Raw genomic sequence first — 24714 nt, 5'->3', positions numbered from 1 at the left:
TTAAAAAAACAGTTGATATTTATTTCTTTAAAGAAGATTCTTTTTTCTTCAAATTACCATTTTCATCTTCTGTTGCTGACATAGGCACGCAGCTACAATTCGGTTGATCTAAACCCCATTCTTTAATGAAGTTGTCATATTTTTCAAGTGCGCGTTTAAACCAGCCTTTTGGTTTTGCGGCTTGTTCTGTCATAAAGTTCCTCGCTCTAAATATTGTTTAATTTCTAAACGCAAACATTCTACGCCTTTTTTCTTGTTAATAGGAAGTGGTTTGTTTGTTAAATAAGCGGAAATTAATGGGAAATTTTCTTTGCCCGCTAATTTTAATAAACGCCTTATTGCAGGAATGCTCGAAAATAAAGTGCGGTGAAAATTAGCGAAGTTTTTTAAGCTCATCCAATCGAATTCATCAAGCTGCCAATCAAGCTGATTTTGCTCAAAATTTATGACGAACGGATGAAAAGATAAAGGGAGATTACGCTGAAATTGTTTGTACGCAGTATCAACTAAAGCCAAGCCTTCTTTGGAAATACCTTTAAGGGCAATCGCTGAATAACAACCACTACTCGCTTCTTGATGCTCGCCTAAATGCACCAAAACAAAACCGCACTTTTGCCAAAATTTTGCGAGTTCGTCGGTGTAGCCAAAACTCACTGAAAGAAAATCCACATCGGCATTTTCCATGGCTTGCATCAAATTTTGCCCAATGCTCTTTTGCTGCCAATTTGGTTGCACGGCGATACGTGAAATGCGGAGTGAACGCAGTTTACAGGCTTGGGAAAGATTTTCGTGGAAACACAAGGCTTGTGGCACAAGATTCCCTTTCGGGCGACGTTTGCCTTGTTGAATTTGAATAATCAACTCATCATCAGCCATATTTCCTTCTTCTAATGCCCAAATTGCACCGAGCAAATTCTGTTGATATTCAGCAAAATAAAAACGTTGATTTTTCCCATCCAGTAAACGACGAAGATCGAGTGGCGATGTTCGATAATGCGCCAATGTCATTAAGCCATAAAAATCTCGAAATAAAAATTGACGATTATATTTTCCTTTACTGCCCTTACTTGTGAGGGGAGCTTCCAAAGCTCGAGGGAGACTGGCTATATCTAAATCCCCCTTCCGCCCTTCGGGCACCTTCCCCCGCAAGCAGGGGAAGGAAAGATTTTTAGCGTTTTCCTCTATGTTATAAGTAATATTGCTATAGTCAAAGTGCTGAAAATCATCTTCGGCATTTAGCAACAAAAGATCATCAATAAAATGTTCTAACGGGTCATTTTCTTGCCAACGTAGGGGCTGTTTAAGCTCAAAATGCTGAAAAGTGCGGTGAATTTTCCGTTTAAATTTTAATTCGAAACCACGCCCCGTACCTTCATAGCTATGAATTGTTGTGCTAAAGACAATATGTTGAAAATATTGAGAATATTCTTGCAATAACGGCAATGGGATCATCGCCGCTTCATCTACCAGCAACCAAGCAGATTGACTAAATTCGGATTCACTTTGTAACGTCAAAGCCAATTCATCTGGCGCAATAAATTCAATTCCGCCTTCTGAAAATTCAATAACGGAATGCACCGCACTTTTATTCGGTGCGGTAAGATAAACTGGCGTTTGAATTTGGTTAGCAAGCATCCCCAATAATGCGGATTTTCCTCTTCCCCGCTTGGCGGTTAGAAAATAAATATCCTGCTCGGTCTGTAAAATAGTCTCGATAATTTGTTGTTGCGCTAACGTAGCATTTTTGTGATTCTCGTTAGAATAAAAAATGGGAGGAAATTCAACCGCACTTTCCTCTCTTAAAATGGGGAAATGATAACGTTCAATGCACTGTTTGAAATGATAAATAAAATTAGGCGTGGCGATTGCTGACTGATTTCCATTCCAACGTAAACTATCTTGATCAGGCTGCTGAGATAAATTTTCCCAATCAGATAACACTAAACAAAGCGTGCCGCCCATTTTCAGTGTTCCAGCTGCAATAGCCAGTGCTTCAAGATGAATGCCATTTCGCGCATCAAATAAAATATGTTCAAATTCTTGCCCGAGCAAATTCGTTGCTTTAGAAAAAGCAATGCCACTTTCGCCGATAATTAATACGTTATCAGGCACAAGCGGCAAAGTTTTGCAGATTAAAATTTGAAGTTGGCGAGATGGCATCGTTTTATTTTAAATAGGCAATTAACATCGCACCAATAAAACTTACGCAAGCAAGCCAAAAGAAAATGCTTTTTGGTTGAGAAACTTTTTTACTGAAAAATTTTGCAGCAAATACGATATACAAAATCAGTAATGCGAATTTAGCCACTAACCACCATTCAATACCAAAAGCAAAGAGATATAAAATGACGACGCCAGACACAATCAGCAAGGTATCTGATAAGTGCGGTAAAATTTTTAATAATTTTATCGAACGCCAATTTTTACCATTAAGCTGCATTGCACCACGAATTACTAACAATGCCAAACTTAAAAAGGCGAAAAAAATATGTAAATCAACTAACATAATCACTCCCAAAAAAGTAAGAAAAGTGCGGTCAAAATCCACCGCACTTTCTCAATCTAAATTACTTCGCAATACGTTTATATTTAATACGATGTGGCTGGGTTGCTGCATCGCCTAAGGTTTTCTTTTTCCACTCTTCGTAGTCTGAGAAGTTACCTTCATAGAACGTGACTTTACCTTCATCGCCGTAGTCTAAAATATGCGTTGCGATACGGTCTAAGAACCAACGGTCGTGCGAAATAACCATTGCACAGCCTGGGAATTCTAAGATCGCATTTTCTAAGGCACGCAAGGTTTCAACATCTAAGTCATTGGTTGGTTCGTCCAGTAATAGCACGTTACCACCACGTTGTAGAAGTTTCGCTAAGTGTAAACGACCACGTTCTCCACCTGATAATTCGCCCACACGTTTTTGTTGATCTACACCTTTGAAGTTGAAACGCCCCACATAAGCACGGCTTGGAATTTCAAAGTTGCCGATAGTGAGAATGTCCTGTCCATTAGACACTTCTTCCCACACGGTTTTCTTATCATCCATAGCGTCACGGAATTGATCCACAGACGCAAGTACAACGGTTTCGCCCATTGTCACAGAACCTGAATCTGGCTGCTCTTGACCTGACAACATTCGGAATAGGGTAGATTTACCTGCACCGTTCGCTCCGATAATCCCAACAATTGCCCCTTTTGGAATGCTGAATGATAAATCATCAATTAAAGTACGGTCGCCATAAGACTTGGTTAAGTTTTGCACTTCAATCACTTTATCGCCCAAGCGTGGGCCAGGTGGAATAAAGAGTTCGTTCGTCTCATTACGTTTTTGGTATTCGCCAGAGTTCAACTCATCAAAGCGCGCCATACGTGCTTTGCTTTTCGCTTGGCGACCTTTTGGATTTTGACGAACCCATTCCAACTCTTTCGCAATTGATTTTTGACGTGCGTTTTCAGTTGCTTGTTCTTGTTCTAAACGTTTCTCTTTTTGCTCTAACCAAGAAGAATAGTTGCCTTCCCAAGGAATGCCCTCGCCACGGTCAAGCTCTAAGATCCAACCAGCTACGTTATCTAAGAAATAACGGTCGTGAGTAATTGCCACAACAGTGCCTTCATAATCATGTAAGAATCGCTCTAACCATGCCACAGATTCCGCATCTAAGTGGTTAGTTGGCTCATCTAATAAGAGCATGTCTGGTTTTTCGAGTAACAAGCGGCAAAGTGCCACACGACGACGCTCACCACCAGATAAATGTTCGATTTTAGCATCCCAATCAGGTAAACGTAACGCATCTGCCGCACGCTCTAATTGGTTATCTAAATTATGTCCATCATGCGCTTGAATAATGGCTTCAAGATTGGCTTGTTCTGCCGCTAATTTATCAAAATCTGCATCAGGATCCGCATAAAGCGCATACACTTCATCTAAACGAGTCAGTGCATTTTTCACTTCAGAAACCGCTTCTTCCACTGCTTCACGCACGGTTTGTTGTGGCTCGAGTTTTGGCTCTTGCGGAAGATACCCAATTTTAATACCCGGTTGTGGACGAGCTTCCCCTTCAAACTCTTTATCTACGCCTGCCATAATGCGTAAAAGAGTCGATTTACCCGCACCATTTAAACCTAAAACCCCGATCTTAGCACCAGGGAAAAAGCTTAAAGAAATATCTTTCAAAATATGACGCTTCGGCGGCACTACTTTGCCGACACGATGCATCGTATACACAAATTGAGATGACATTAATAATTCCTCACAAAAAAAATTCGCCCTATTCTACTGGAAAATAGGGCGAAAATATAGGAAACAAGTGGACAGATTTTGCAAAAGTTTGGCGAAACCTAACCACTTGTAAATATTTAGAGTGAAGTATTCCCTAAATTAAATAGACACTTTAGGGCTCAAATTACATTGCAAATGTAGAAGTATCATGCCGATGTAGAGCGGGCTTAACATTTGCAAGACTTTGTTGAAAACGTTTATTGTGTTCAAGGTCCCATAAATCAATACGTGTTTGCAGATTAAGCCAAAACTCAGGCGTAGTATCAAATACTTTAGCAAGTTTAACTGCCATTTCTAGCGTAATTCGTGAACTATTATTAACAATATTGCTTGCCGTATTACGATGTACATCTAAAATTTGAGCTAAATCACTAATTTTAAGACTTAAAGGTTCTAAAAACTCTTCTTGTAGAATTTCACCAACAGAGGTGGGTTTTCTCGTCATCATATTATCCTCCTTACAAATTATAAGAATGTGGATCTAAATATAAATTATTTACTTCGTTATTTTCATATTTAAAAATTAAACGATATTGTTTATTCACTCGAATGGAATAAATTTTATTTTCTTTTGGCTCAAGCAACTCCAAATGGTTAGCTGGTGGAGAACGTAAATCGTTGATATTTTCTGAGGCACTTATCATATCTAATTTTCTTGCCAATACTTTATACAAATTAGAAGGAATCTTACTATGAGTATCACCATATTGATAAAACCTATAAAGATAATCATCTCTAAAATGCTCACGCTTTAAATTAAACATCTATTATTCTCTTAGTTATACTCGAGCTGATCATAATAAGAATAAATGCACAATGCAAGAGTGCATCTTTCGACTTAGATAAAAAAAACCACCCGAAACGGGTGGCAGGAAAGTAGTTTAGCTATATTTATCATTATTTTATTTAGGAACTTTATGAATATCAAGCAATCACTTGACGGGAGCTATGTTACTGAATATTGAAAGGCAAGGGAAATGCTATTGAGAGTTTTTTTGATTTACATCAACATTTTTGACAGAAAAATTCGTTTTTGCGTGTAGAATAAACAACTTCAAATTCTAGCGTTCAAAATAATAGGATTTTTTGTGAAAACGTATTCATTATTACTCGGTTTATTCGTTAGTTTTGGTGTTTTAGCCCATCCTCACGCATTTATTGATATACAAACCACGCCCATTATAGAAAATAATCAACTCACAGGTTTTTCAATGAAATGGACGTTGGATGAACCAAGTTCGTCTGCAGTTATTTATGATATGAAACAAGCTAGAACTAAATCGGAAAAACAAAAACTTCTTGATGATGTGATGGGAAATATCGTCAGTGAACATTATTTCAGCTATCTATATGATGCTCAGAATAATAAAATCAAATATTCCCCTCGCCCAAAAAATTACGGCATTAATGTTCAAGGCTTACAACTGCAATATTATTTTGATGTGCCACTCGCCCATCCGCAAAAGTTAGAAAAAAATACATTTAGCTTACAAACTTACGATCTCACTTATTATGTGGCGATGACTTACGCTTCAAAAAGTGCGGTAGATTTTTCCGCACTTTCGAAAAATTGCCAAGGAAAATTAATTGAACCTAATGTGGATGAAAAAATCCAAGCCTACGCATCTTCACTTGATAAATCCCAAAAGAACGAAGATGATTCCTTAGGCATAATGTTCGCGCAAAAAATAATAATTCAATGTGAGTAGAAATGAAAAAATATAAAACTGGGCTCGTGTTATTAGTAATTGCACTCGCCTTACTTGTCTATTTTTCCCCTTGGTTTTTCTTACATATTGCCAGTTGGCAAAAAGAGTTTAATCAGCTTATTTCGGAAAATTTACATCAAATTCAAAATAATAGCATCAAGGCAGGCATCACACTTATTTTCGCCAGCTTTATTTATGGCGTACTCCATGCCCTCGGGCCAGGACACGGCAAATTTATTATTGCCAGCTATCTTTCCACGCATGAAAGCCAATTAAAACAAAGCACTATCTTGAGCTTACTTTCATCCTTAATGCAAGGCATTGTCGCGATTACAGCAACAACATTGCTTGTTGTAGTGCTAAATCTTTCATCACGTTATTTCAAATTAAGTCAGCTTTGGTTAGAACGAACTGCCTTGCTATTATTGGTATTTCTCGGCTGTTATTGGATTTGGCAAGGTCTACGTGCCTATCGTAAAAAAGCTAAATTGGCCATTAAATCCCTCAATCCCCTCCCTCTACACGAAAAAAGTGCGGTGAAAAATAACCGCACTTTTCAACCAAACACCTGTAGTTGTGGACACCAACATTTGCCAAGCCCCACACAAACTGCACAAGCAACCAATCTAAAATCACAATTCCTCGTGATTCTAACAATTGGCATGCGACCATGTAGCGGTGCGATTTTCGTTTTATTTTTAGCTTATATGCTTGATCTTTATAGCTGGGGAATTTTAGCTGTATTAGCCATGTCTTTCGGCACGGGGCTTATGCTGTCAGCCTTCGCAGGAATTGTACGTTATGCACGAAATACCGCAATCCACTTAGGGCATTGGTATAGTTCAAAACATACGAAAGGAAAAAGCGAAAGTATCGTGAAATTAATCGCAGGTGGAATAATGCTATTTTTTGCCTTGAGTTTGTTATACGGCACAACCATCTCAACTGGCGGAAGCAAAATCCTATTTTGAAGTTAAAAATAAAGCCCATCAACATGATGAGCTCAAAATCTTTTGGTTGCTAATTTAGAATTTGTAAAAGGAGACAAACAAACTCTAAACCAAAAGAAAAATTGGCTCCTCCTGCTGGACTTGAACCAGCGACATATGGATTAACAGTCCACCGTTCTACCGACTGAACTAAGGAGGAATAAACTTTGTATCACAAGGAACAGGGCGCGAATTTTAATGATCGATAGTTAGCTTGTCAATGCAAAATTTAAAAAAATTTCATAAAAAAATAAAAAATTTCCTCATCTTTTATATACCCCCTAATATTTATTTTTCTATCCACAGAGCCTGTGGATAACTTTGTGGATTAACTTTTTAAAATTTTGCGGATCCCTTGTTCTTACAAGGATTATTCGATCTTGATTATAGATTAGCCTAAAATTAAATTTTAATTTAAAATCAATAAGTTAAGTTTTGTCTAGTAAAAATTTAAAGTTTTTTTAATGAATTTGTGACATCTTCCTCTTGACATCGCTAAGTCTGTGTAAAACTTAGATTTTTGCCTGATCAATTTTACACATTAAATATGCTAAAATAGGCATTATTCAAAACTATCAAAAAACCAACCGCACTTTATGTCTGAAAAAATCAACACAAAACCATTCATTCTGCATTCCGACTTTCGTCCCTCTGGCGATCAGCCACAAGCTATCGAAAAATTGGCTGAAAATTTAACGGATGGTTTGGCGCATCAAACTTTACTCGGGGTAACTGGCTCGGGGAAGACGTTTACTATCGCCAATGTAATCGCTCAATTAAATCGCCCCGCGATGTTACTTGCACCGAATAAAACCCTTGCTGCTCAGCTTTATGCAGAAATGAAAGCTTTTTTTCCAGAAAATGCGGTGGAATATTTTGTGTCTTACTATGATTATTATCAGCCAGAAGCCTATGTGCCAAGCAGTGATACATTTATTGAAAAAGATGCGTCTATTAATGATCAAATTGAACAAATGCGACTTTCTGCGACGAAATCTTTTCTAGAACGTCGAGATACCATCGTGGTGGCTTCTGTTTCTGCAATTTATGGTTTGGGCGATCCTGATAGCTATTTACAAATGATGTTGCATTTACAACAAGGTGCCATTATCGATCAACGCCAAATTTTAGCGAAGTTAGCGGAATTACAATATACCCGCAATGATCAAGCATTTCAGCGTGGAACTTTCCGTGTTCGCGGAGAAATTATTGATATTTTCCCTGCGGAATCTGATGATCGTGCGGTGCGTATTGAATTATTTGATGATGAAATCGAGCGTTTAAGTTTATTTGATCCGCTCACTGGTAGTAGTTTTGGTGCTGTACCACGTTTTACGATCTATCCTAAAACTCATTATGTGACGCCAAGAGAACGTATTTTAGATGCGATAGAAAACATCAAAAAAGAACTGGTATCACGCCGTGAATATTTCATTAAAGAACATAAACTTTTAGAAGAACAACGTATCAGCCAGCGTACCCAATTTGATATTGAAATGATGAATGAATTGGGCTATTGCTCGGGAATTGAAAACTACTCTCGCTATTTATCGGGAAGAAATGAGGGCGAACCACCACCAACATTATTTGATTATATGCCCTCTGATGCCATTTTAATTATTGATGAATCTCATGTAACTGTGCCTCAAATTGGTGGAATGTATCGTGGCGACCGTTCACGTAAAGAAACCTTAGTCGAATATGGTTTCCGTTTGCCATCCGCCTTGGATAATCGTCCGTTACGCTTTGAGGAATTTGAACGCTTAGCTCCGCAAACCATTTATGTTTCCGCAACACCAGGACCTTATGAATTAGAAAAATCAGGCAGTGAAATCATCGATCAAGTGGTTCGCCCCACTGGTTTACTTGATCCACTCATTGAAATTCGTCCAGTGTCAATTCAAGTGGATGATTTACTTTCCGAAGCTCGCCAAAGAGCAGATAAAAATGAGCGAGTTTTAGTCACAACACTCACTAAAAAAATGGCGGAAGATTTAACGGATTATTTGGATGAACACGGGATTCGTGTGCGTTATCTGCATTCCGATATTGATACTGTGGAGCGAGTAGAAATTATCCGTGATTTGCGTTTAGGGGAATTTGATGTATTGGTTGGAATTAACTTATTGCGTGAAGGTTTAGATATTCCTGAAGTGTCTCTTGTGGCGATTTTAGATGCGGACAAAGAAGGATTTTTACGTTCTGAACGCTCTTTGATCCAAACCATCGGTCGTGCTGCGCGAAACTTAAATGGTAAAGCAATTTTATATGCAGATAGCATCACAAAATCCATGGAAAAAGCCATCACCGAAACTAATCGTCGTCGTGAAAAACAAATAAAATACAATGAAGAACATGGCATTGTGCCACAAGCATTGAATAAGAAAGTCGGTGAATTATTAGATATTGGGCAAGGTGCAAACCAAAAAGCGAAAGCCAATAAACAACGTGGAAAAATGGCGGCAGAACCAACCGCACTTTATAATGCACCGAAAAATGCCAAAGAATATCAACAACAAATCAAAAAATTGGAACAACAAATGTATAAATTTGCGCAAGATTTGGAATTTGAAAAAGCCGCGGCAATTCGCAATCAATTACATCAATTGCGTGAACAATTTGTTTTTGATAACTAAAAGAAACGCCAGCTTAAGCTGGCGTTCTGTCTATTTATTTTCACCTGAAGAATACAAGCGATTTTTATATAAATAACTACCTAATAAAGCGTGAGCCAATGCCTCTTTTTTCATTGCATCAGGCACGTCTTTTGGCGTTAAAGTTTCTGTTGATTTATCATAATGATAACCTTGCGCTGCTTTATTTGGCATTTGAATCACCACATCATTATTGCCTTTCATCATTGCTTGAGTTTGATCGTATTGCATAAAAGCACGATCTGGGTTTACATCTTGCGTTAAATCAAAACCAATCATGGGATAATTGCCACTGACGCCTGCTAAAGAAAGCAATGTAGTTGGCATATCAATTTGACTCACAAGACGGCTGTCACGGCGTGGCGAAATGCCATTACCAAGAATCAAGGCTGGAATATGGAAATGCTTAATTGGTACAAGACTTGCTCCGCCTACACGAGAATCGTGATCCGCAACAATTAAGAAAATCGTATCTTTCCAATAATTAGACTGTTTTGCCATTTTAAAGAAATGACCTAACGCATAATCCGCATATTTTGCCGCGTTATTACGAGTGGCTTTTGGTTGCTCATAAAGCTCAATCTTGCCATCTGGATATTCAAATGGATCGTGATTGCTGGAACTAAACACTAAACTAAAAAACGGTTTACCTTCATTTTGTAATTTCGTGAAAGTTTCATTGGCTTTATCAAATAAATCCTCATCACTCACGCCCCAAGTGCCAGTAAATTTTGGATTTTGGTAATCTTGTTGATCCCAAATATCTTTAAAACCATTGCCATAGAAAAAGCTCGCCATATTGTCGAAGTGCTTTTCGCCACCATAAATAAAGGAAGTGTTATAGCCTTGTTTATGTAATAAATCCGCAATAGTAAAGAAACCACTTTGGGCATTATTAAGTTTCACCACTGCACGAGCTGGCGTTGGCGTAAAACCAGCCGTTGTTGCTTCAATACCTCGTACTGAACGTGTGCCTGTTGCATAAAGATTTTCAAATAACCACCCTTCTTTTGCGAGCTGATCCACATTTGGAGAAAGTGGTTTGCCACCGAGTGTTCCAATAAACTGAGCACCGAGACTTTCTTGTAGCAAAATCACGATATTTTTAGGTTTCCCCTGATAAGCCGCGACATTTTTCGTTAAAGTTGGGTATTTATCTGAAATGTAATCACTTTCTGGACGGCCACGGCTAGCTTTAACAATACGAAACATTTCATCTGCATCCATTTTTCCGTACATTTCTGAAGATTTTTCTTCATCTTTAAATTGCTGTGCCGCATAAATGACGGAATAGCCCGAATTAAGCACCAAAGAATTCACTAACGCATCAGAAGAAAATGCCACCATAGCAGGATTTATACCACGGTGTTGAAAACTTGAACGTACGCCCAAAAAACTAATTACAACAACAAGCAAAGCAATCACAGGACGAAGTTTCCAACTCATTGAACGTAAATTTTTGACTGCCCAACCAGAAATTTTCCAATAAATCACGGCAGCTAAAATCGTGAAAACAAGGCTAAAAATCACCGCACTTAAATGCCCTTCCGCAAGCATTGAAAAAACTTCTTTCGGATAAATCAGATATTCGATAAATAAACGATTTGGGCGGTAATCATAGGTTTCAATAAAGGCAGGTGTGGCAATTTCCATAAAGATAATGAACACGCTACCAAAGGTTAGCCATAGGCGTAAAATTTTTACCCAAACTTTACTGCTATGGAACAATGTTGTGAGCAATGCTGGTACGCCAAATAAATAACAAAGTGCCACAACATCCATTCGTACGCCTTGCAAAAATAATTGCAACCAGCCATCTACGGCGGATACACGCTCTGATTGCCACACAGCGAGTCCCAAACGGGATAAGGAAAGGATAATGAGATTAATCAACACGAATGTGAAGATGGGGAATAAAGGGGAATGTGCTTTTTTCATTGTAAAAACCACTAACACAACGGCATCCAAGCCGTATTAAATTAAAGAAAGATAGGCAACTGTCTATCGGTCGGTTCCTTTTCGACACGACAAAAGTCTTAAAGTGCGGTAAATTTTCGCATAGTTTTACTTAATCTCAAATGTAAACACATTCACTAGAAAATAAAGCCTCGAGAAAAATCGAGGCTTCATTAAATAAACGACGGGAATTTACCGCACTTTTTTCGATTACTCTTGTTGTGCTTTCACTGCTGCATAGGCAATCATATTGATAATACGACGAACAGATGCGCCTGGATTAAGAATATGCGCAGATTTATTCATACCCATTAAGATCGGGCCAACGGTAATTGCCGTAGTGGTGCCGCGTAATAAGCTATAACTAATACGTGATGCACTCAAATCAGGGAACACTAATAAATTTGCGCTTCCTTTCAATGGGCTATCAGGCATTAATTCTTTTCTGTGTGCTTCATTCATCGCTAAATCGCCACGCATTTCCCCATCGATCATTAAATGTGGATTGTGCTCTTTGACGATTTGTAATACTTCGCGCATTTTTGGTGCGCCTAATGAATCAGACGAACCAAAATTAGAATGAGAAAGCAATGCAACTGCAGGTTCAATACCAAAACGATGAATTTCTTCTGCTGCCATTAAGGTAATTTCAGCTAATTCTTCTGCTGTAGGATTACTGTTTACGTGAGTATCTGTTAAGAATACGTTACCCGTCGGTAATACAAGACTATTTAAAGCAGCGGCAGTTTTCACACCGTCTTTTAAGCCAATAATATCTCGAATAGAGGCAAGGTGTTTTCCGTATGAACCAAATAAACCACATACTAAAGCGTCTGCATAACCTAAGCTAAGCAATGTAGAAGCTAATACGGTAGTGTTAGAACGCACGACACGTTTTGCGATTGCAGGTGTAATGCCTTTACGTTTAGTAAGTTCGTAATAGTGTTTCCAACATTCTTCATAGCGAGGATTATCTTCGTTATCCACAATTTCAAAATCTACACCTGCAGTTAAACGTAAACCAAGTTTTTTAATTTTTTCTTCAATCACGCTGCGGCGACCAATTAAAATTGGATTTGCCAAGCCCATTGAAATCACTTCTTGGGTGGCATGTAATGCTTTATTTTCTTCCCCTTCCGCTAAAATAATGCGTTGTTTTGCCGATTTTGCTTGGCTGAAAATAGGACGCATAAACAAGCTCGTTTTGTAAACAAACTGAGTGAGTTTTTCAACATAAGCATCCCAATTTTGAATTGGACGAGTTGCCACACCAGATTCCATTGCAGCTTTTGCTACCGCTGGTGCAATACGCACAATTAAGCGAGGATCAAATGGACGAGGAATCACATAATCCCCACCAAATGTTGCCCCTTCGCCACCGTAAGCAGAGGTTACCACTTCGTTTTGCTCTTCTAATGCAAGGTCAGCAATGGCATAAACTGCCGCACGTTTCATTTCTTCATTAATAGTGGTTGCGCCCACATCTAATGCACCACGGAAAATGAATGGGAAACAAAGCACGTTATTTACTTGGTTTGGATAATCAGAACGGCCTGTACATACAATCGCATCAGGACGAACAGCTTTTGCTTCTGGCGGGGTAATTTCAGGATTTGGATTAGCTAAAGCAAGAATAATTGGATGCGCAGCCATACTTTTAACCATATCTTGCGTAAGCGCACCAGCCGCAGAACAACCTAAGAAAATATCTGCATTTGGAATCGCATCGCCAAGTTTACGCCAGCCATTATCTTCAATTGCATAATCTTTTTTGGTTTGATCCATTTTGTCATCACGGCCTTTATATACCACGCCTTTCGAGTCGCAAACTGTGATATTTTCACGTTTCATACCTAAAGAAAGTAATAAGTTCAAACACGCAATTGATGCTGCACCCGCACCAGAAGCAACAAGTCGAACATCTTCAATTTTTTTACCTACAATACGAAGAGAATTGATGATCGCGGCCGCACTAATGATCGCCGTGCCATGCTGGTCATCATGGAATACAGGAATATTCATTCTCTCACGCAATTTTTGTTCAATATAGAAACATTCTGGTGCTTTAATATCTTCTAAGTTCACTCCACCGAAAGTTGGCTCTAACGAGGCAATAATATCCACAAGTTTATCGGGATCATGCTCATTCACTTCAATATCAAACACGTTAATGCCTGCAAATTTTTTGAACAATACGCCCTTCCCTTCCATTACGGGTTTGCCGGCAAGCGCGCCAATATTGCCAAGCCCAAGTACCGCTGTACCATTGGAAATCACCGCTACTAAATTGCCACGCGCGGTATATTTGTAAGAGGCGGCAGGATCTTTTTCAATTTCTAAACAAGGCTCTGCCACACCTGGTGAATAAGCTAAAGCAAGATCGCGTTGTGTTGCGAGTGATTTTGTTGGGGTAACTTCGATTTTTCCAGGAATTGGAAATTCGTGGAAATCTAAGGCTGCTTGACGTAATTGTTCGCTCATAATAAGTGCTCCATTTTCTTGAAACAGGATTGAAATACTGCGTCGATTATATCTGTTTTTTATTCAAAAAATTGTGACGAACTGCAAATTCTTACAACTTTATAACAAAATTTTTTTGATGCGAGGCATTAGCTAGACTTTTCATTTTTCAGCAAAAAAGGTAGGATTTTCGCAACAAAAGCATAAAGGATGAGAAAATGAATCCATTTCAAAAAATTAAAAGTGCGGTGAATAAATGCCAAAGATTTTTTATCAATCGTTCATTACAACGTAAATTGACTAACCAAGGCATGACTGTCATTTCTGCCAATTGCGTGGGGGCTTTTATCTTACATGATTTGCACCAGCCGTTTAATTCCCCTTTTGTGAATCTCTGTCTCTCGCCACAGGATTTTTTGCGTTATTTACAAAATATGGATTTCTACCGTACTCAACCTCTCACATTCGTACAAACAGAAAAAAGTTATCCAGTGGGAAAACTTGCCGATCTTGAAATTCATTTTATGCATTATCACAGTGAGCAAGAAGCCAATGAAAAATGGCAACTTCGCACGTCACGAATGAAGTTAGACAATCTTTTTATTATGATGACAGATCGAGACGGCGTGACCGAAAAAGACATTCAACTTTTTGATCAACTCCCTTTCAAAAATAAAGTGATTTTTACTCACAAGCCCTACCCAGCTTTTAAATCGGCTTGTTATATAAAAGGCTTCGAGAAGCAAAATCAGGTGGGCGATATTTTTGAATTTTCTGGCTGGAATGGGAAAAAATATTACGATCAATTCGATTACGTGAAGTGGTTTAACCAAGCTTAATAGATAAAGGCTGTATTGCAGCCTTTTTTGTTTCGTTCTAAAAGCAAAAACCTGTAAAATGCCTAGCGAATTTTAATAAGAGAAAACATAATGAGATTAGATAAATTTATTGCTGAAAATGTGGGATTAACTCGTTCTCAAGCAACAAAAGCGATCCGTCAAAGTGCGGTAAAAATTAATGGTGAAATTGTCAAAAGTGGCTCAGTACAAATTTCACAAGAAGACGAAATTTATTTTGAAGATGAATTATTAACTTGGGTAGAAGAAGGCCAGTATTTTATGTTGCATAAGCCACAAGGCTGTGTTTGTTCTAATGATGACGGCGACTATCCAACTATTTATCAATTTTTCGATTACCCTTTGGCGGGCAAATTACATAGCGCAGGTCGCTTAGATGTGGATACGACAGGTCTCGTATTGCTTACTGATGATGGACAATGGTCACATCGTATTACTTCGCCAAAACATCATTGTGAAAAAACATATTTGGTGACATTAGCTGATCCTGTAGAAGAAAATTATGCAGCGGCTTGTGCGGAAGGTATTTTATTACGCGGAGAAAAAGAGCCCACTAAACCAGCAAAATTAGAAATTTTAGATGACTACAATGTGAATCTGACCATTTCTGAAGGTCGTTATCATCAAGTAAAACGTATGTTTGCCGCACTTGGGAATAAAGTCGTTGGATTACATCGCTGGAAAATTGGTGATGTAGTGTTGGATGAATCCTTAGAAGAAGGGGAATACCGCCCATTAACTCAAAGTGAAATTGAAAAGTTAGTAAAATAATATGAATCAACAAAAATCGACTTTCATCTTTATTCTTACCCTCGGTATTCTCTCTATGCTACCGCCCTTTGGCGTGGATATGTATTTGCCGTCTTTTTTAGAAATTGCGAAAGATCTCGACGTAAGTCCAGAACAAGTACAACACACGCTCACCTCTTTTGCTTATGGCATGGCGTTTGGTCAGCTTTTTTGGGGGCCTTTTGGTGATAGTTTCGGACGAAAACCGATCATTTTACTCGGTGTTATTGTGGGCGCATTAACAGCTTTAGTGCTTACCGAAATAAATTCAGTTGGAAATTTTACCGCACTTCGTTTTGTGCAAGGTTTCTTTGGTGCCGCACCTGTTGTACTTTCTGGCGCATTATTGCGTGATTTATTTAGTAAAGATCAGCTATCCAAAGTGATGTCCACCATTACGTTAGTGTTTATGCTTGCACCTTTAGTTGCGCCAATTATTGGGGGTTACATCGTTAAATTTTTCCATTGGCATGCGATTTTTTACGTTATTTCGCTCGTGGGATTATTAGCCGCTGCATTGGTCTTTTTCATCATTCCAGAAACCCATAAAAAAGAAAATCGCATTCCGCTGCGCTTAAATATTATCGCTCGCAATTTCCTTCTGCTTTGGAAGCAAAAAGAAGTGCTTGGCTACATGTTTGCCGCCTCTTTTAGCTTTGGTGGGTTGTTTGCTTTTGTGACGGCAGGATCAATTGTCTATATCGGCATTTATGGCGTTCCCGTCGATCAGTTCGGTTATTTCTTTATGATGAATATCGTTACGATGATCTTTGCCTCCTTTTTGAATAGCCGATTTGTTACTAAAGTGGGTGCAGAAACAATGTTACGGATAGCCCTCGCAATTCAATTCCTTTCTGGAATGTGGCTAATTTTGACCGCACTTTTAGATCTTGGTTTTTGGCCAATGGCAATTGGCGTCGCCTTTTTCGTCGGTCCAAACCCAGTGATTTCATCAAATGCAATGGCATCAGCTTTAGAAAAATGTCCTCAAATGGCGGGAACAACAAATTCTTTGATTGGTAGCGTACGTTTTGCAGTGGGTGCAATTATGGGAAGTTTAGTCGCGTCAATGAAAATGGATACTGCCGCACCAATGCTCTTTACTATGGGGGCATGTGTCGTGATTTCCGTGTTGGCGTATTACTTTCTAACCAGCCGAAATCTTAAAAGCCGTGGGTAAATTCCCCACGGCGCAATGATTGTTTTCTTTATTAAACAAAAACCATCCATAACGGCAAGCAAACAGCAATAAATAATAGGATAAATAAACTATTGGTAGATAATGTCCACTTTTGGAAACTATGCAGAATCAGAATAGCCGCAATCACAAAATGGCAAACAAAATAAATGATGTAGGCAAAAACACTCTCAGAATTAACCGCACTTTCCATACCATTTAAAAGTAAAAATAAAAACATTGCCAAAGCATTTAGAGCAAGCAATATAATCATTGCTAAAGGCAACAATGCTATAAAACCTTGTAAACGATTTCGTGCAATAACAAGCGCAAGATTTGCTAAAATCACGCCAGATAAAATTGGTGCAAAAGGGTTATATTCAGCAAAATCACTCGCAGGAAGCACGGTAAAAATCATTAAATAACTCAAACAACCTAAACCCGCAATTAATGCAGCCATCAATAAAAAACTGTTACGGATTTTTTCAGTTTTGGGTTGTTTCCAAATAAAATACACGACAGAAAGACCACATACGCTCATCACGTTAGTAAGCGTGTGATTATTTTGTAATAGGCTTATCAGCAACCACACTGCCCAATAAATAGCAAAAGTCATATTCACTTTGATTAAACGACCACGCTGCCCTGGGCAAATTTCGCCACGATAAAACACCAATAAAGAAATTAACTGTGCAACCAACACGCCTACACCTAAATGAGGCATTGTTTGCTTTTCAGATTGCAAAGAAAAAATAAATAGATCGATGCCAAGCACCATTGAGATCGATAATACCGCAAGCAATGCTGCGATATATTTAGAAGATTGTTCTGACATAATTTTGACGACTGAAAAATAATGCACCATTATGCTAAAAATTCATTAAATTTTAAAGTAAAATGAAACCAATTTTAACCGCACTTAGGTACATGAATGTTACTTAGTATTTTATATATCATCGGTATCACCGCTGAAGGAATGACAGGCGCACTTGCGGCAGGTCGTGAAAAAATGGATATTTTTGGCGTGATCATTATCGCATCCGTCACTGCCATTGGTGGCGGTTCTGTGCGTGATGTACTGCTTGGGCATTATCCTCTCGGCTGGGTTAAGCACCCAGAATATTTTTTAATGGTGGCAAGTGCGGCGGTAATTACCGTATATGTTGCGCCATTCATCAATCATTTTATGCGCTACTTTCGCACTATTTTCTTGGTGCTCGATGCGATGGGTTTAGTGGTGTATTCCATTATTGGTGCACAAATTGCAATGGATATGGGACATAGCCTCACTATTGTTTGTATTGCAGGTTGTATTACGGGTGCCTTTGGCGGAGTTCTACGCGATATGCTATGCAATCGAATTCCTCTCGTATTCCAAAAAGAACTCTATGCCAGCATTGCGCTATTTGCCACGCTGACTTATTACGCATTAAGTACACTTCAAGTAGAACATACGCTTGCCGTGTTACTCACACTTATTAGCAGCTTTACTTTACGTCTTTTAGCTATTCATTTCGAATGGGGTTTACCCGTGTTTAATTACCAAGAACTCACATCGGAAGAACAAGATAAGCTGCCAAATAAAAAGAAATAAATACAATAAAGGGAATAACTATGTTAGAACAAATGGGTAAACAAGCCAAAGATGCAGCATTTATCTTGGCTCAACTCACCACTGCTGAAAAAAATCGTGCATTATCCATTATTGCAGAACAACTCGAACAACAAGCACCACTTATCTTAGCCGAAAACGCAAAAGATATTGAACTTGCCAAACAAAATGAATTATCGGATGCCTTGATTGATCGCTTACTGCTCACGCAAGAGCGTTTACAAGGCATTGCTAATGATGTACGCCACGTTATTTCACTTGCAGATCCTGTGGGGAAAATCATAGACGGCGGTACATTGGATAGCGGACTTAAAATCGAACGCGTACGCACTCCGCTCGGTGTCATTGGCACAATTTATGAAGCTCGCCCAAATGTAACCATTGATGTGGCAAGTCTTTGCCTTAAAACTGGCAATGCGGTGATTTTACGCGGTGGTAAAGAAACGCAGTTTTCTAACAAGATTTTAATCGAAGTTGTGCAAAATGCTTTAGAGCAAGCAGGCTTACCAAAATTTGCTGTGCAAGCCATTACCGATCCAAACCGTGAACTCGTTATGCAATTATTAAAACTGGATCGCTATGTGGATATGATTATTCCTCGTGGTGGTTCGGATTTACATGAATTGTGTAAACAACATTCTACTATTCCTGTTATTGTGGGTGGCGTGGGTGTTTGCCATACTTTCGTTGAAGAAAGTGCGGATCAAAATAAAGCGATTTTTGTTATTGATAACGCCAAAACCCAACGTCCAAGCACCTGTAACACATTGGAAACATTGTTAGTTCAACATTCTATTGCTGAAGAATTTTTACCAAAACTCGTCTCTCACCTTTCCGCTAAAAACGTAAAATATCATGCAAAACCCACCGCACTTAATATATTGAAACAAGCGGGTGCGAATGTCTGCGAAGTGACAGAAAAAGAATTACGCAAAGAATGGGGATCATTGGATTTGAATGTCATTGTTGTGGAAGATATTCATGCTGCTATTGAGCATATCCGCCAATATGGTACGCAACATTCTGAAAGTATTTTAACCGCTTCACAAAACCTAGCCCGTCAATTTATCAATCAAGTTGATGCGGCAGCCGTTTATGTGAATGCAAGCACACGCTTTACTGATGGCGGACAATTTGGATTAGGCGCAGAAGTTGCCGTGAGTACCCAAAAACTTCATGCTCGTGGCCCAATGGGATTAGAAGCATTAACCAGTTATAAATGGGTTTGTGAAGGCGAATATACTGTCCGCAAATAAAACCTAAAGTGCGGTAATTTTTAGAAGAGATTATTTGCATATAAAAAAGTCCGCGAAATGCGGACTTTTTCACTATCTTTATTTGTCAGATTTACCCAAATTATCAAAGAATTTTTTCACACCGTCTAAAAATCCTGAAGATTTTGGTGCATGTTTACTTAAATCTTTACCTTGTAAACTTTCCTCAAGTTTTTGAAGTAATTCTTTTTGCTCGCTGGTTAAATTAACTGGCGTTTCTACCACGATACGGCAAATTAAATCGCCCGCATAGCCACTACGTGTAGAGGTGACACCTTTTCCTCGCATGCGGAATAATTTTCCTGTTTGCGTTTCAGCAGGGATTTTGAGTTTCACTCTGCCATCTAAAGTTGGCACTTCAATTTCACCGCCAAGCGCTGCAGTAGCAAAGCTGATTGGTACTTCACAGTAAAGATTAGAGCCATCACGTTCAAAAATATTATGTTCTCTCACGTGAATCACAACATATAAATCTCCAGCTGGTGCGCCATTTTCGCCCGCTGCACCTTTACCAGCTAAGCGAAGCTGGTTGCCCGTATCTACGCCTGCAGGAATTTTTACTGAAAGATTTTCTTTCTTATGAACTCGTCCTTCTCCATGACAACTGCGACAAGGTTTTTCAATTTTCTTACCGCTACCGTGACAAGTTGGACAGATACTTTCAGATACAAAGAAACCTTGCTGACGACGAATTCGACCAGAACCGTGGCAATGCGGACAAGTTTCCACTTTAGAGCCTTTTTCTGCCCCAGAGCCACCACAGCTATCACAATGTGCAAGAGTATTGATTTGAATATCTTTGGTTGTACCTTTTACGGCTTCTTCTAGGCTAATTTCTAAGTCATAACGTAAGTCTTCGCCACGAACAACGCGCTGACGACCACGTCCACCACCGCCGAAAATATCGCCAAAAATATCACCGAACATATCACCAAAATCAGCACCGCCAAAGCCGCCACCGAAGCCACCAGTGCCACCACCTTGTTCAAAGGCTGCGTGGCCATATTGATCGTAGGCTGCGCGTTTTTGATCGTCGCCTAATACTTCATAAGCTTCATTAATTTCTTTGAATTTTTCTTCTGCTTCTTTACTGCCTTGGTTTTTATCGGGGTGATGTTTAGACGCTAAACGTTTATACGCACGTTTGATGTCGTCCTCACTCGCCCCTTTTTGTAGGCCAAGGACTTCGTAGTAATCTTTTTTTGCCATAGTAATTTTGTAATTTGTTGCTGAAAATAAATACACCAAAAGGGCGTGTTTCCACGCCCTTTGTTTATGCTAAGAAGAGCGGTGAATTATTTATTATCTTTCACTTCTTCAAATTCAGCATCTACCACGCCATCATCTTTTGCTGATGATTGTTGTGGTTGCTCGCCACCAGCTTGTTGAGCTTTTGCTTGAGCCACTTGCATTAACGGTTCAGAGGCTTTAATTACCGCTTCAATTTTCGCTTCAATTTCTGCTTTATCTTCGCCTTTTGCCGCTGTTTCAAGCTCAGCGACTGCAGTTTCAATTTTCTCTTTGTCTGCGACACTCAATGCATCGCCAGCTTCTGCAATTTGTTTACGTGTTGCGTGAGCAATACCATCTGCTTGGTTACGAGCTTGAACAACTTCTTCAAATTTACGGTCTGCATCAGCATTTGCTTCTGCATCACGCACCATTTGTTGAATTTCTTCATCAGATAAACCAGACGATGCTTGAATACGAATTTGTTGCTCTTTACCCGTATTTTTATCTTTTGCTGATACGTTGATTACGCCGTTTGCATCGATATCAAATGTTACTTCGATTTGTGGCATACCACGCGGTGCAGGATTAATACCTTCTAGGTTGAATTGACCTAAAGATTTATTGTCTGCCGCACGTTTACGTTCGCCTTGAAGAACATGAATAGTTACCGCACTTTGGTTATCTTCTGCTGTTGAGAATACTTGCGATTTTTTAGTTGGAATCGTGGTATTTTTCTCAATTAAAGTGGTCATCACACCGCCCATGGTTTCGATACCTAAAGATAATGGAGTTACGTCTAATAAAAGAACATCTTTCACATCGCCTTTTAATACACCACCTTGAACTGCCGCACCGATTGCCACCGCTTCATCAGGGTTCACATCTTTACGTGCTTCTTTACCAAAGAACTCAGCAACTTTTTGTTGTACAAGTGGCATACGAGTTTGGCCACCCACAAGAATAATATCGTGAATTTCACTCACGCCTTTACCTGCATCTTTTAATACCGCTTTCAAAGACTCAATTGAGCTTGCCACTAAATCTTCTACTAATGCTTCTAATTTTGCACGAGTGATATTTAATGCTAAGTGTTTAGGGCCTGTCGCATCTGCAGTGATGTACGGAAGGTTCACTTCAGTAGATTGCGCTGATGAAAGTTCAATTTTTGCTTTCTCTGCAGCTTCTTTCACACGTTGTAATGCCATTGCATCATTACGTAAATCAATGTTTTGTTCTTTTTTGAACTCATCAATAATGTAATCAATTACACGGTTATCGAAGTCTTCACCACCTAAGTGAGTGTTACCACCAGTTGCCAATACTTCGAAAGTTTGTTCGCCATCAAAGTTATCAATTTCGATGATTGAAATATCAAATGTACCACCACCTAAGTCGTAAACAGCGATCACTTGGTTCTCTTTGCTTGAACCTAAACCAAACGCTAACGCAGCCGCTGTTGGTTCATTAATGATACGTTTAACATCTAAGCCTGCAATTTTACCTGCATCAATCGTTGCTTGACGTTGTGCATCATTAAAGTATGCAGGAACAGTAATTACCGCTTCAGTTACCGCTTCACCCAAGAAATCTTCTGCCGTTTTTTTCATTTTTTTCAACACTTCTGCTGAAATTTGCGGTGGGGCTAATTTGTCGCCTTTCACGTTTACCCAAGCATCACCATTGTCAGCACGAGTAATTTCAAAAGGCATAATTTTAATATCGCGTTGAACTTCTTCGCTTTCAAAACGACGACCAATTAAACGTTTAATCGCAAACAATGTATTTTTTGGGTTAGTGATTGCTTGACGTTTTGCTGGCTGACCGACTAAGGTTTCATTATCTGTATATGCAATGATTGACGGAGTAGTACGTGCCCCTTCTGCATTTTCAATAACGCGCGCTTTATCGCCGTCCATTACAGCTACACAAGAGTTTGTTGTACCTAAGTCAATACCAATAATTTTTCCCATTTTGTACTCCTAGTAAAAATTTTAAAATTCAGGGTAATTTATTACGAGTTTTAAGATGTGGATATTCCTTCGCATTTCAAGAGAAAATTTTAAAAATTTTTTATTTCTTAAAGTGCGGTAATTTCCGTTCTTGTTTTTCAAAATAAGTCTCAAATGATGAACTTCAAGGGGAAAACAAAAATTTTCAGGCAAGAAAAAGGGATTTGTGATAAATTTGGCGAAAATTTTTACTTTAAAATAGGAAAGAAATAAATGAAAAAATCAAAAATTGCTGCAGGCGTAGTCGTTGCGCTTGCTGCTGTTTGGTGTACCAGTGCATGGTTTACAGGGAAAAAAGCTGAAGAAGAATATTTACATCAACTAAAACAATTAAATCAACTATTTGCCAAAACTGAGGCATTAGAAGAAAGTAAAATTTTTTATAAAAATATAAAATATGACAGAGGATTATTTGCGTCTCATATTCAAGATCAAATTGAAATTCATAAAGCAAATGAAACGATCATTATTCCTTTATCATCAATACTTTATCACGGGCCTTTGCCACTTGATCGCGTGGCAAAACTGAATTTCGTTCCAGCCATTTTTTCAAGCCAAACATTGTTAGAAAAAAATGCAACAACTCAGGCATTCTTTGATATCACAGAATCAGAGAAACCGTTACAACTGAATTTCACAATGAATTATTCATTAAGCGGTAATGCGGAATTAAAACTTGCATCGGGGCAATATCACAATGAGCAATCTAAGACAGATTTTGATTGGTCAAATGTCGTATTAAATATTGATTTAAACCAAAATACACCAAATAACTATGTGCTATCTGTCGATACATTTAATTCAAATGCCCCTAATCATGCAGTTTCAACCGCTTCATCAATTAAAATAAAAGATCTTGTCGTACAAGGCTCGTTGCAAAGCACAAAATGGCCATTTATTTATAGTGGGAATATCAATAGTAAAATAGGCTATTTTGAGCAAAATACCGAATCTGCAGAGACTGGCGAAAAATTCTCTCTTATTCAGAAAAACAGCCAAGCAAATTTAACTACACAAGTTGAGGGAGATACAGTAAATATCATCAATAAAACAAATCTGGATGAATTACATATTAACGGTAACAACTTAGGTAAAGTGACCAACAATGTAGAATTCAACCATATTGATGGCAACGCATTACAAGAACTTTTAAATATTTTAGTTGCAATAGGCAAAGCCGACTCAGATACGCCTTTATCTAAACCATTGGTGCAAAAATTACAACAAGCAGGCATGATCATTGCGAATAATCAGCCTCAAATTAAATTTACCCCTCTTTCTATTTCTGATGAAAAAGGCAAAGTGGCATTGGATCTAAATATTGCTTTAGTGCCAAATCCTAAATTTGATTTAATACGCAGTGGCTTATACAAACAATTCAAAGATTTTTCCATTAATTTTGATGTGAATAAAGAAACTGCAATTTCATTGTTATCTAAATTCACACCAGAAAACCAAAAGCAAGATTTAATCTACCGAATAGATGAATTAGTTGCTGAAGGCGAAGCAAATGGCATTATCGTAAACACCGATAAAACCGTCACATTAACGCTTGCTTTAGAGAATAACGAATTGAAACTAAACGGCAAGCCAATCCCAGAAGAACAATTGAAAATGATCCTCTTCATTCTTGTAATGGGAGGATTTGGGAGATAACAAAACAGGGCGATAAATTATCGCCCTGTTTAACTATAAAGTGCGGTAAATTTTCGTTGCAG

The 24714-nt window shown here is 38.6% G+C and carries 20 protein-coding genes and 1 tRNA gene; 9 read left to right on the top strand and 12 right to left on the bottom strand.

The genetic code is table 11. The features are described 5' to 3' along the window. Window positions 1–19 precede the first annotated feature (19 nt). From HMPREF2813_RS09875 to HMPREF2813_RS06035, 6 genes are all read right to left on the bottom strand, one after another. Entirely contained in the window at window positions 20–193 is a 174-nt protein-coding gene (locus HMPREF2813_RS09875) for a DUF5363 family protein (RefSeq protein ID WP_005652999.1), read from the bottom strand. Then, window positions 190–2160 carry a tRNA(Met) cytidine acetyltransferase TmcA gene (locus HMPREF2813_RS06055; protein WP_014550704.1) on the bottom strand — a complete coding sequence of 657 codons (1971 nt, stop codon included), beginning with the start codon at window positions 2158–2160 and terminating at the stop codon, window positions 190–192. The genes HMPREF2813_RS09875 and HMPREF2813_RS06055 overlap by 4 nt, the downstream gene beginning before the upstream one ends. A gap of 4 nt (window positions 2161–2164) precedes the next feature. After that, on the bottom strand, window positions 2165–2506 hold the full coding sequence (locus HMPREF2813_RS06050; RefSeq protein ID WP_005652996.1) for a SirB2 family protein: 342 nt from the start codon (window positions 2504–2506) through the stop codon (window positions 2165–2167). A gap of 61 nt (window positions 2507–2567) precedes the next feature. Then, window positions 2568–4238 (bottom strand): energy-dependent translational throttle protein EttA, encoded by a 1671-nt coding sequence (gene ettA / locus HMPREF2813_RS06045; protein WP_005663485.1) that lies wholly within the window; start codon window positions 4236–4238, stop codon window positions 2568–2570. A gap of 163 nt (window positions 4239–4401) precedes the next feature. After that, window positions 4402–4725 carry a HigA family addiction module antitoxin gene (locus tag HMPREF2813_RS06040; protein WP_005650217.1) on the bottom strand — a complete coding sequence of 108 codons (324 nt, stop codon included), beginning with the start codon at window positions 4723–4725 and terminating at the stop codon, window positions 4402–4404. A gap of 10 nt (window positions 4726–4735) precedes the next feature. Further along, window positions 4736–5041, bottom strand: a complete 306-nt coding sequence (locus HMPREF2813_RS06035; RefSeq protein ID WP_005650215.1) for a type II toxin-antitoxin system RelE/ParE family toxin — start codon at window positions 5039–5041, stop codon at window positions 4736–4738. A gap of 324 nt (window positions 5042–5365) precedes the next feature. Between HMPREF2813_RS06035 and zevA the strand changes: the two genes are divergently transcribed. Together zevA and zevB are read left to right on the top strand one after the other, a co-directional pair. After that, window positions 5366–5986, top strand: coding sequence for a zinc transporter binding subunit ZevA (gene zevA / locus HMPREF2813_RS06030; protein WP_014550702.1), 621 nt, complete (start codon window positions 5366–5368; stop codon window positions 5984–5986). A gap of 2 nt (window positions 5987–5988) precedes the next feature. Then, window positions 5989–6957 (top strand): zinc transporter permease subunit ZevB, encoded by a 969-nt coding sequence (gene zevB / locus HMPREF2813_RS06025; protein ID WP_015702144.1) that lies wholly within the window; start codon window positions 5989–5991, stop codon window positions 6955–6957. A gap of 102 nt (window positions 6958–7059) precedes the next feature. On the opposite strand, the gene HMPREF2813_RS06020 is transcribed toward zevB, so the two are convergent. Next, window positions 7060–7135: transfer RNA gene (locus HMPREF2813_RS06020), tRNA-Asn, on the bottom strand. Between the two features lie 436 nt (window positions 7136–7571). Here HMPREF2813_RS06020 and uvrB point away from each other — a divergent pair. After that, window positions 7572–9611 (top strand): excinuclease ABC subunit UvrB, encoded by a 2040-nt coding sequence (uvrB, locus tag HMPREF2813_RS06015; RefSeq protein ID WP_005687320.1) that lies wholly within the window; start codon window positions 7572–7574, stop codon window positions 9609–9611. Between the two features lie 30 nt (window positions 9612–9641). Here uvrB and HMPREF2813_RS06010 read toward each other — a convergent pair whose 3' ends face one another. After that, on the bottom strand, window positions 9642–11567 hold the full coding sequence (locus HMPREF2813_RS06010; RefSeq protein WP_041174660.1) for an LTA synthase family protein: 1926 nt from the start codon (window positions 11565–11567) through the stop codon (window positions 9642–9644). 228 nt (window positions 11568–11795) lie between these two features. Continuing rightward, on the bottom strand, window positions 11796–14066 hold the full coding sequence (locus tag HMPREF2813_RS06005) for an NADP-dependent malic enzyme (RefSeq protein WP_005687322.1): 2271 nt from the start codon (window positions 14064–14066) through the stop codon (window positions 11796–11798). A 197-nt stretch (window positions 14067–14263) separates the two neighbouring features. Here HMPREF2813_RS06005 and HMPREF2813_RS06000 point away from each other — a divergent pair, with 197 nt between their 5' ends. The 3 genes from HMPREF2813_RS06000 to HMPREF2813_RS05990 all read left to right on the top strand — a co-directional run bounded on the left by HMPREF2813_RS06000 (window position 14264) and on the right by HMPREF2813_RS05990 (window position 16871). Further along, window positions 14264–14884, top strand: a complete 621-nt coding sequence (locus HMPREF2813_RS06000; protein ID WP_005687323.1) for a DUF1919 domain-containing protein — start codon at window positions 14264–14266, stop codon at window positions 14882–14884. A 90-nt stretch (window positions 14885–14974) separates the two neighbouring features. Next, the gene (gene rsuA, locus HMPREF2813_RS05995; protein ID WP_005657592.1) at window positions 14975–15673 is read left to right on the top strand and encodes a 16S rRNA pseudouridine(516) synthase RsuA; all 699 of its coding nucleotides are present in this window, start codon (window positions 14975–14977) and stop codon (window positions 15671–15673) included. Window position 15674: 1 nt separating this feature from the next. After that, window positions 15675–16871, top strand: coding sequence for a Bcr/CflA family multidrug efflux MFS transporter (locus HMPREF2813_RS05990; protein WP_014550699.1), 1197 nt, complete (start codon window positions 15675–15677; stop codon window positions 16869–16871). A gap of 31 nt (window positions 16872–16902) precedes the next feature. Here the strand turns inward: HMPREF2813_RS05990 and HMPREF2813_RS05985 are convergent, their stop codons facing one another. After that, entirely contained in the window at window positions 16903–17703 is an 801-nt protein-coding gene (locus HMPREF2813_RS05985) for a hypothetical protein (RefSeq protein WP_014550698.1), read from the bottom strand. A gap of 96 nt (window positions 17704–17799) precedes the next feature. Between HMPREF2813_RS05985 and HMPREF2813_RS05980 the strand changes: the two genes are divergently transcribed. Beyond that, on the top strand, window positions 17800–18462 hold the full coding sequence (locus HMPREF2813_RS05980) for a trimeric intracellular cation channel family protein (protein ID WP_005652973.1): 663 nt from the start codon (window positions 17800–17802) through the stop codon (window positions 18460–18462). 20 nt (window positions 18463–18482) lie between these two features. Beyond that, a complete protein-coding gene (gene proA / locus HMPREF2813_RS05975; RefSeq protein WP_050822630.1) occupies window positions 18483–19736 on the top strand; it encodes a glutamate-5-semialdehyde dehydrogenase in 1254 nt (417 codons plus the stop codon). A 78-nt stretch (window positions 19737–19814) separates the two neighbouring features. On the opposite strand, the gene dnaJ is transcribed toward proA, so the two are convergent. Next, on the bottom strand, window positions 19815–20963 hold the full coding sequence (dnaJ, locus tag HMPREF2813_RS05970) for a molecular chaperone DnaJ (RefSeq protein ID WP_005687329.1): 1149 nt from the start codon (window positions 20961–20963) through the stop codon (window positions 19815–19817). A gap of 86 nt (window positions 20964–21049) precedes the next feature. After that, window positions 21050–22957: a molecular chaperone DnaK gene (gene dnaK, locus HMPREF2813_RS05965; protein WP_011961899.1), complete on the bottom strand. Its 1908-nt coding sequence runs from the start codon at window positions 22955–22957 to the stop codon at window positions 21050–21052. Window positions 22958–23209: 252 nt separating this feature from the next. On the opposite strand from dnaK, the gene HMPREF2813_RS05960 reads away from it, so the two are divergent. Beyond that, complete coding sequence (locus HMPREF2813_RS05960) at window positions 23210–24652, top strand: YdgA family protein (RefSeq protein WP_070647009.1); 1443 nt, start codon at window positions 23210–23212, stop codon at window positions 24650–24652. Window positions 24653–24714: the final 62 nt, after the last annotated feature.

This window comes from Haemophilus sp. HMSC066A11 (assembly GCF_001811665.1).
GTDB classification, from domain to species: domain Bacteria; phylum Pseudomonadota; class Gammaproteobacteria; order Enterobacterales; family Pasteurellaceae; genus Haemophilus; species Haemophilus influenzae.
Note: the sequence above shows the minus strand (reverse complement) of the source record. Positions and strands in the feature narration are given on the sequence as shown.

Excerpts from the sequence above, each read along its gene's own strand:
- HMPREF2813_RS06055 (WP_014550704.1), bottom strand. The coding sequence starts at position 2,160 with ATGCCATCTCGCCAACTTCAAATTTTAATCTGCAAAACTTTGCCGCTT.
- HMPREF2813_RS06010 (WP_041174660.1), bottom strand. The coding sequence starts at position 11,567 with ATGAAAAAAGCACATTCCCCTTTATTCCCCATCTTCACATTCGTGTTG.
- HMPREF2813_RS06000 (WP_005687323.1), top strand. The coding sequence starts at position 14,264 with ATGAATCCATTTCAAAAAATTAAAAGTGCGGTGAATAAATGCCAAAGA.
- zevB (WP_015702144.1), top strand. The coding sequence starts at position 5,989 with ATGAAAAAATATAAAACTGGGCTCGTGTTATTAGTAATTGCACTCGCC.
- dnaK (WP_011961899.1), bottom strand. The coding sequence starts at position 22,957 with ATGGGAAAAATTATTGGTATTGACTTAGGTACAACAAACTCTTGTGTA.
- HMPREF2813_RS06005 (WP_005687322.1), bottom strand. The coding sequence starts at position 14,066 with ATGAGCGAACAATTACGTCAAGCAGCCTTAGATTTCCACGAATTTCCA.
- HMPREF2813_RS06040 (WP_005650217.1), bottom strand. The coding sequence starts at position 4,725 with ATGATGACGAGAAAACCCACCTCTGTTGGTGAAATTCTACAAGAAGAG.
- HMPREF2813_RS09875 (WP_005652999.1), bottom strand. The coding sequence starts at position 193 with ATGACAGAACAAGCCGCAAAACCAAAAGGCTGGTTTAAACGCGCACTT.
- uvrB (WP_005687320.1), top strand. The coding sequence starts at position 7,572 with ATGTCTGAAAAAATCAACACAAAACCATTCATTCTGCATTCCGACTTT.
- HMPREF2813_RS06050 (WP_005652996.1), bottom strand. The coding sequence starts at position 2,506 with ATGTTAGTTGATTTACATATTTTTTTCGCCTTTTTAAGTTTGGCATTG.
- HMPREF2813_RS05985 (WP_014550698.1), bottom strand. The coding sequence starts at position 17,703 with ATGTCAGAACAATCTTCTAAATATATCGCAGCATTGCTTGCGGTATTA.
- proA (WP_050822630.1), top strand. The coding sequence starts at position 18,483 with ATGTTAGAACAAATGGGTAAACAAGCCAAAGATGCAGCATTTATCTTG.
- HMPREF2813_RS05960 (WP_070647009.1), top strand. The coding sequence starts at position 23,210 with ATGAAAAAATCAAAAATTGCTGCAGGCGTAGTCGTTGCGCTTGCTGCT.
- HMPREF2813_RS06035 (WP_005650215.1), bottom strand. The coding sequence starts at position 5,041 with ATGTTTAATTTAAAGCGTGAGCATTTTAGAGATGATTATCTTTATAGG.
- ettA (WP_005663485.1), bottom strand. The coding sequence starts at position 4,238 with ATGTCATCTCAATTTGTGTATACGATGCATCGTGTCGGCAAAGTAGTG.
- dnaJ (WP_005687329.1), bottom strand. The coding sequence starts at position 20,963 with ATGGCAAAAAAAGATTACTACGAAGTCCTTGGCCTACAAAAAGGGGCG.
- HMPREF2813_RS05980 (WP_005652973.1), top strand. The coding sequence starts at position 17,800 with ATGTTACTTAGTATTTTATATATCATCGGTATCACCGCTGAAGGAATG.
- HMPREF2813_RS05990 (WP_014550699.1), top strand. The coding sequence starts at position 15,675 with ATGAATCAACAAAAATCGACTTTCATCTTTATTCTTACCCTCGGTATT.
- rsuA (WP_005657592.1), top strand. The coding sequence starts at position 14,975 with ATGAGATTAGATAAATTTATTGCTGAAAATGTGGGATTAACTCGTTCT.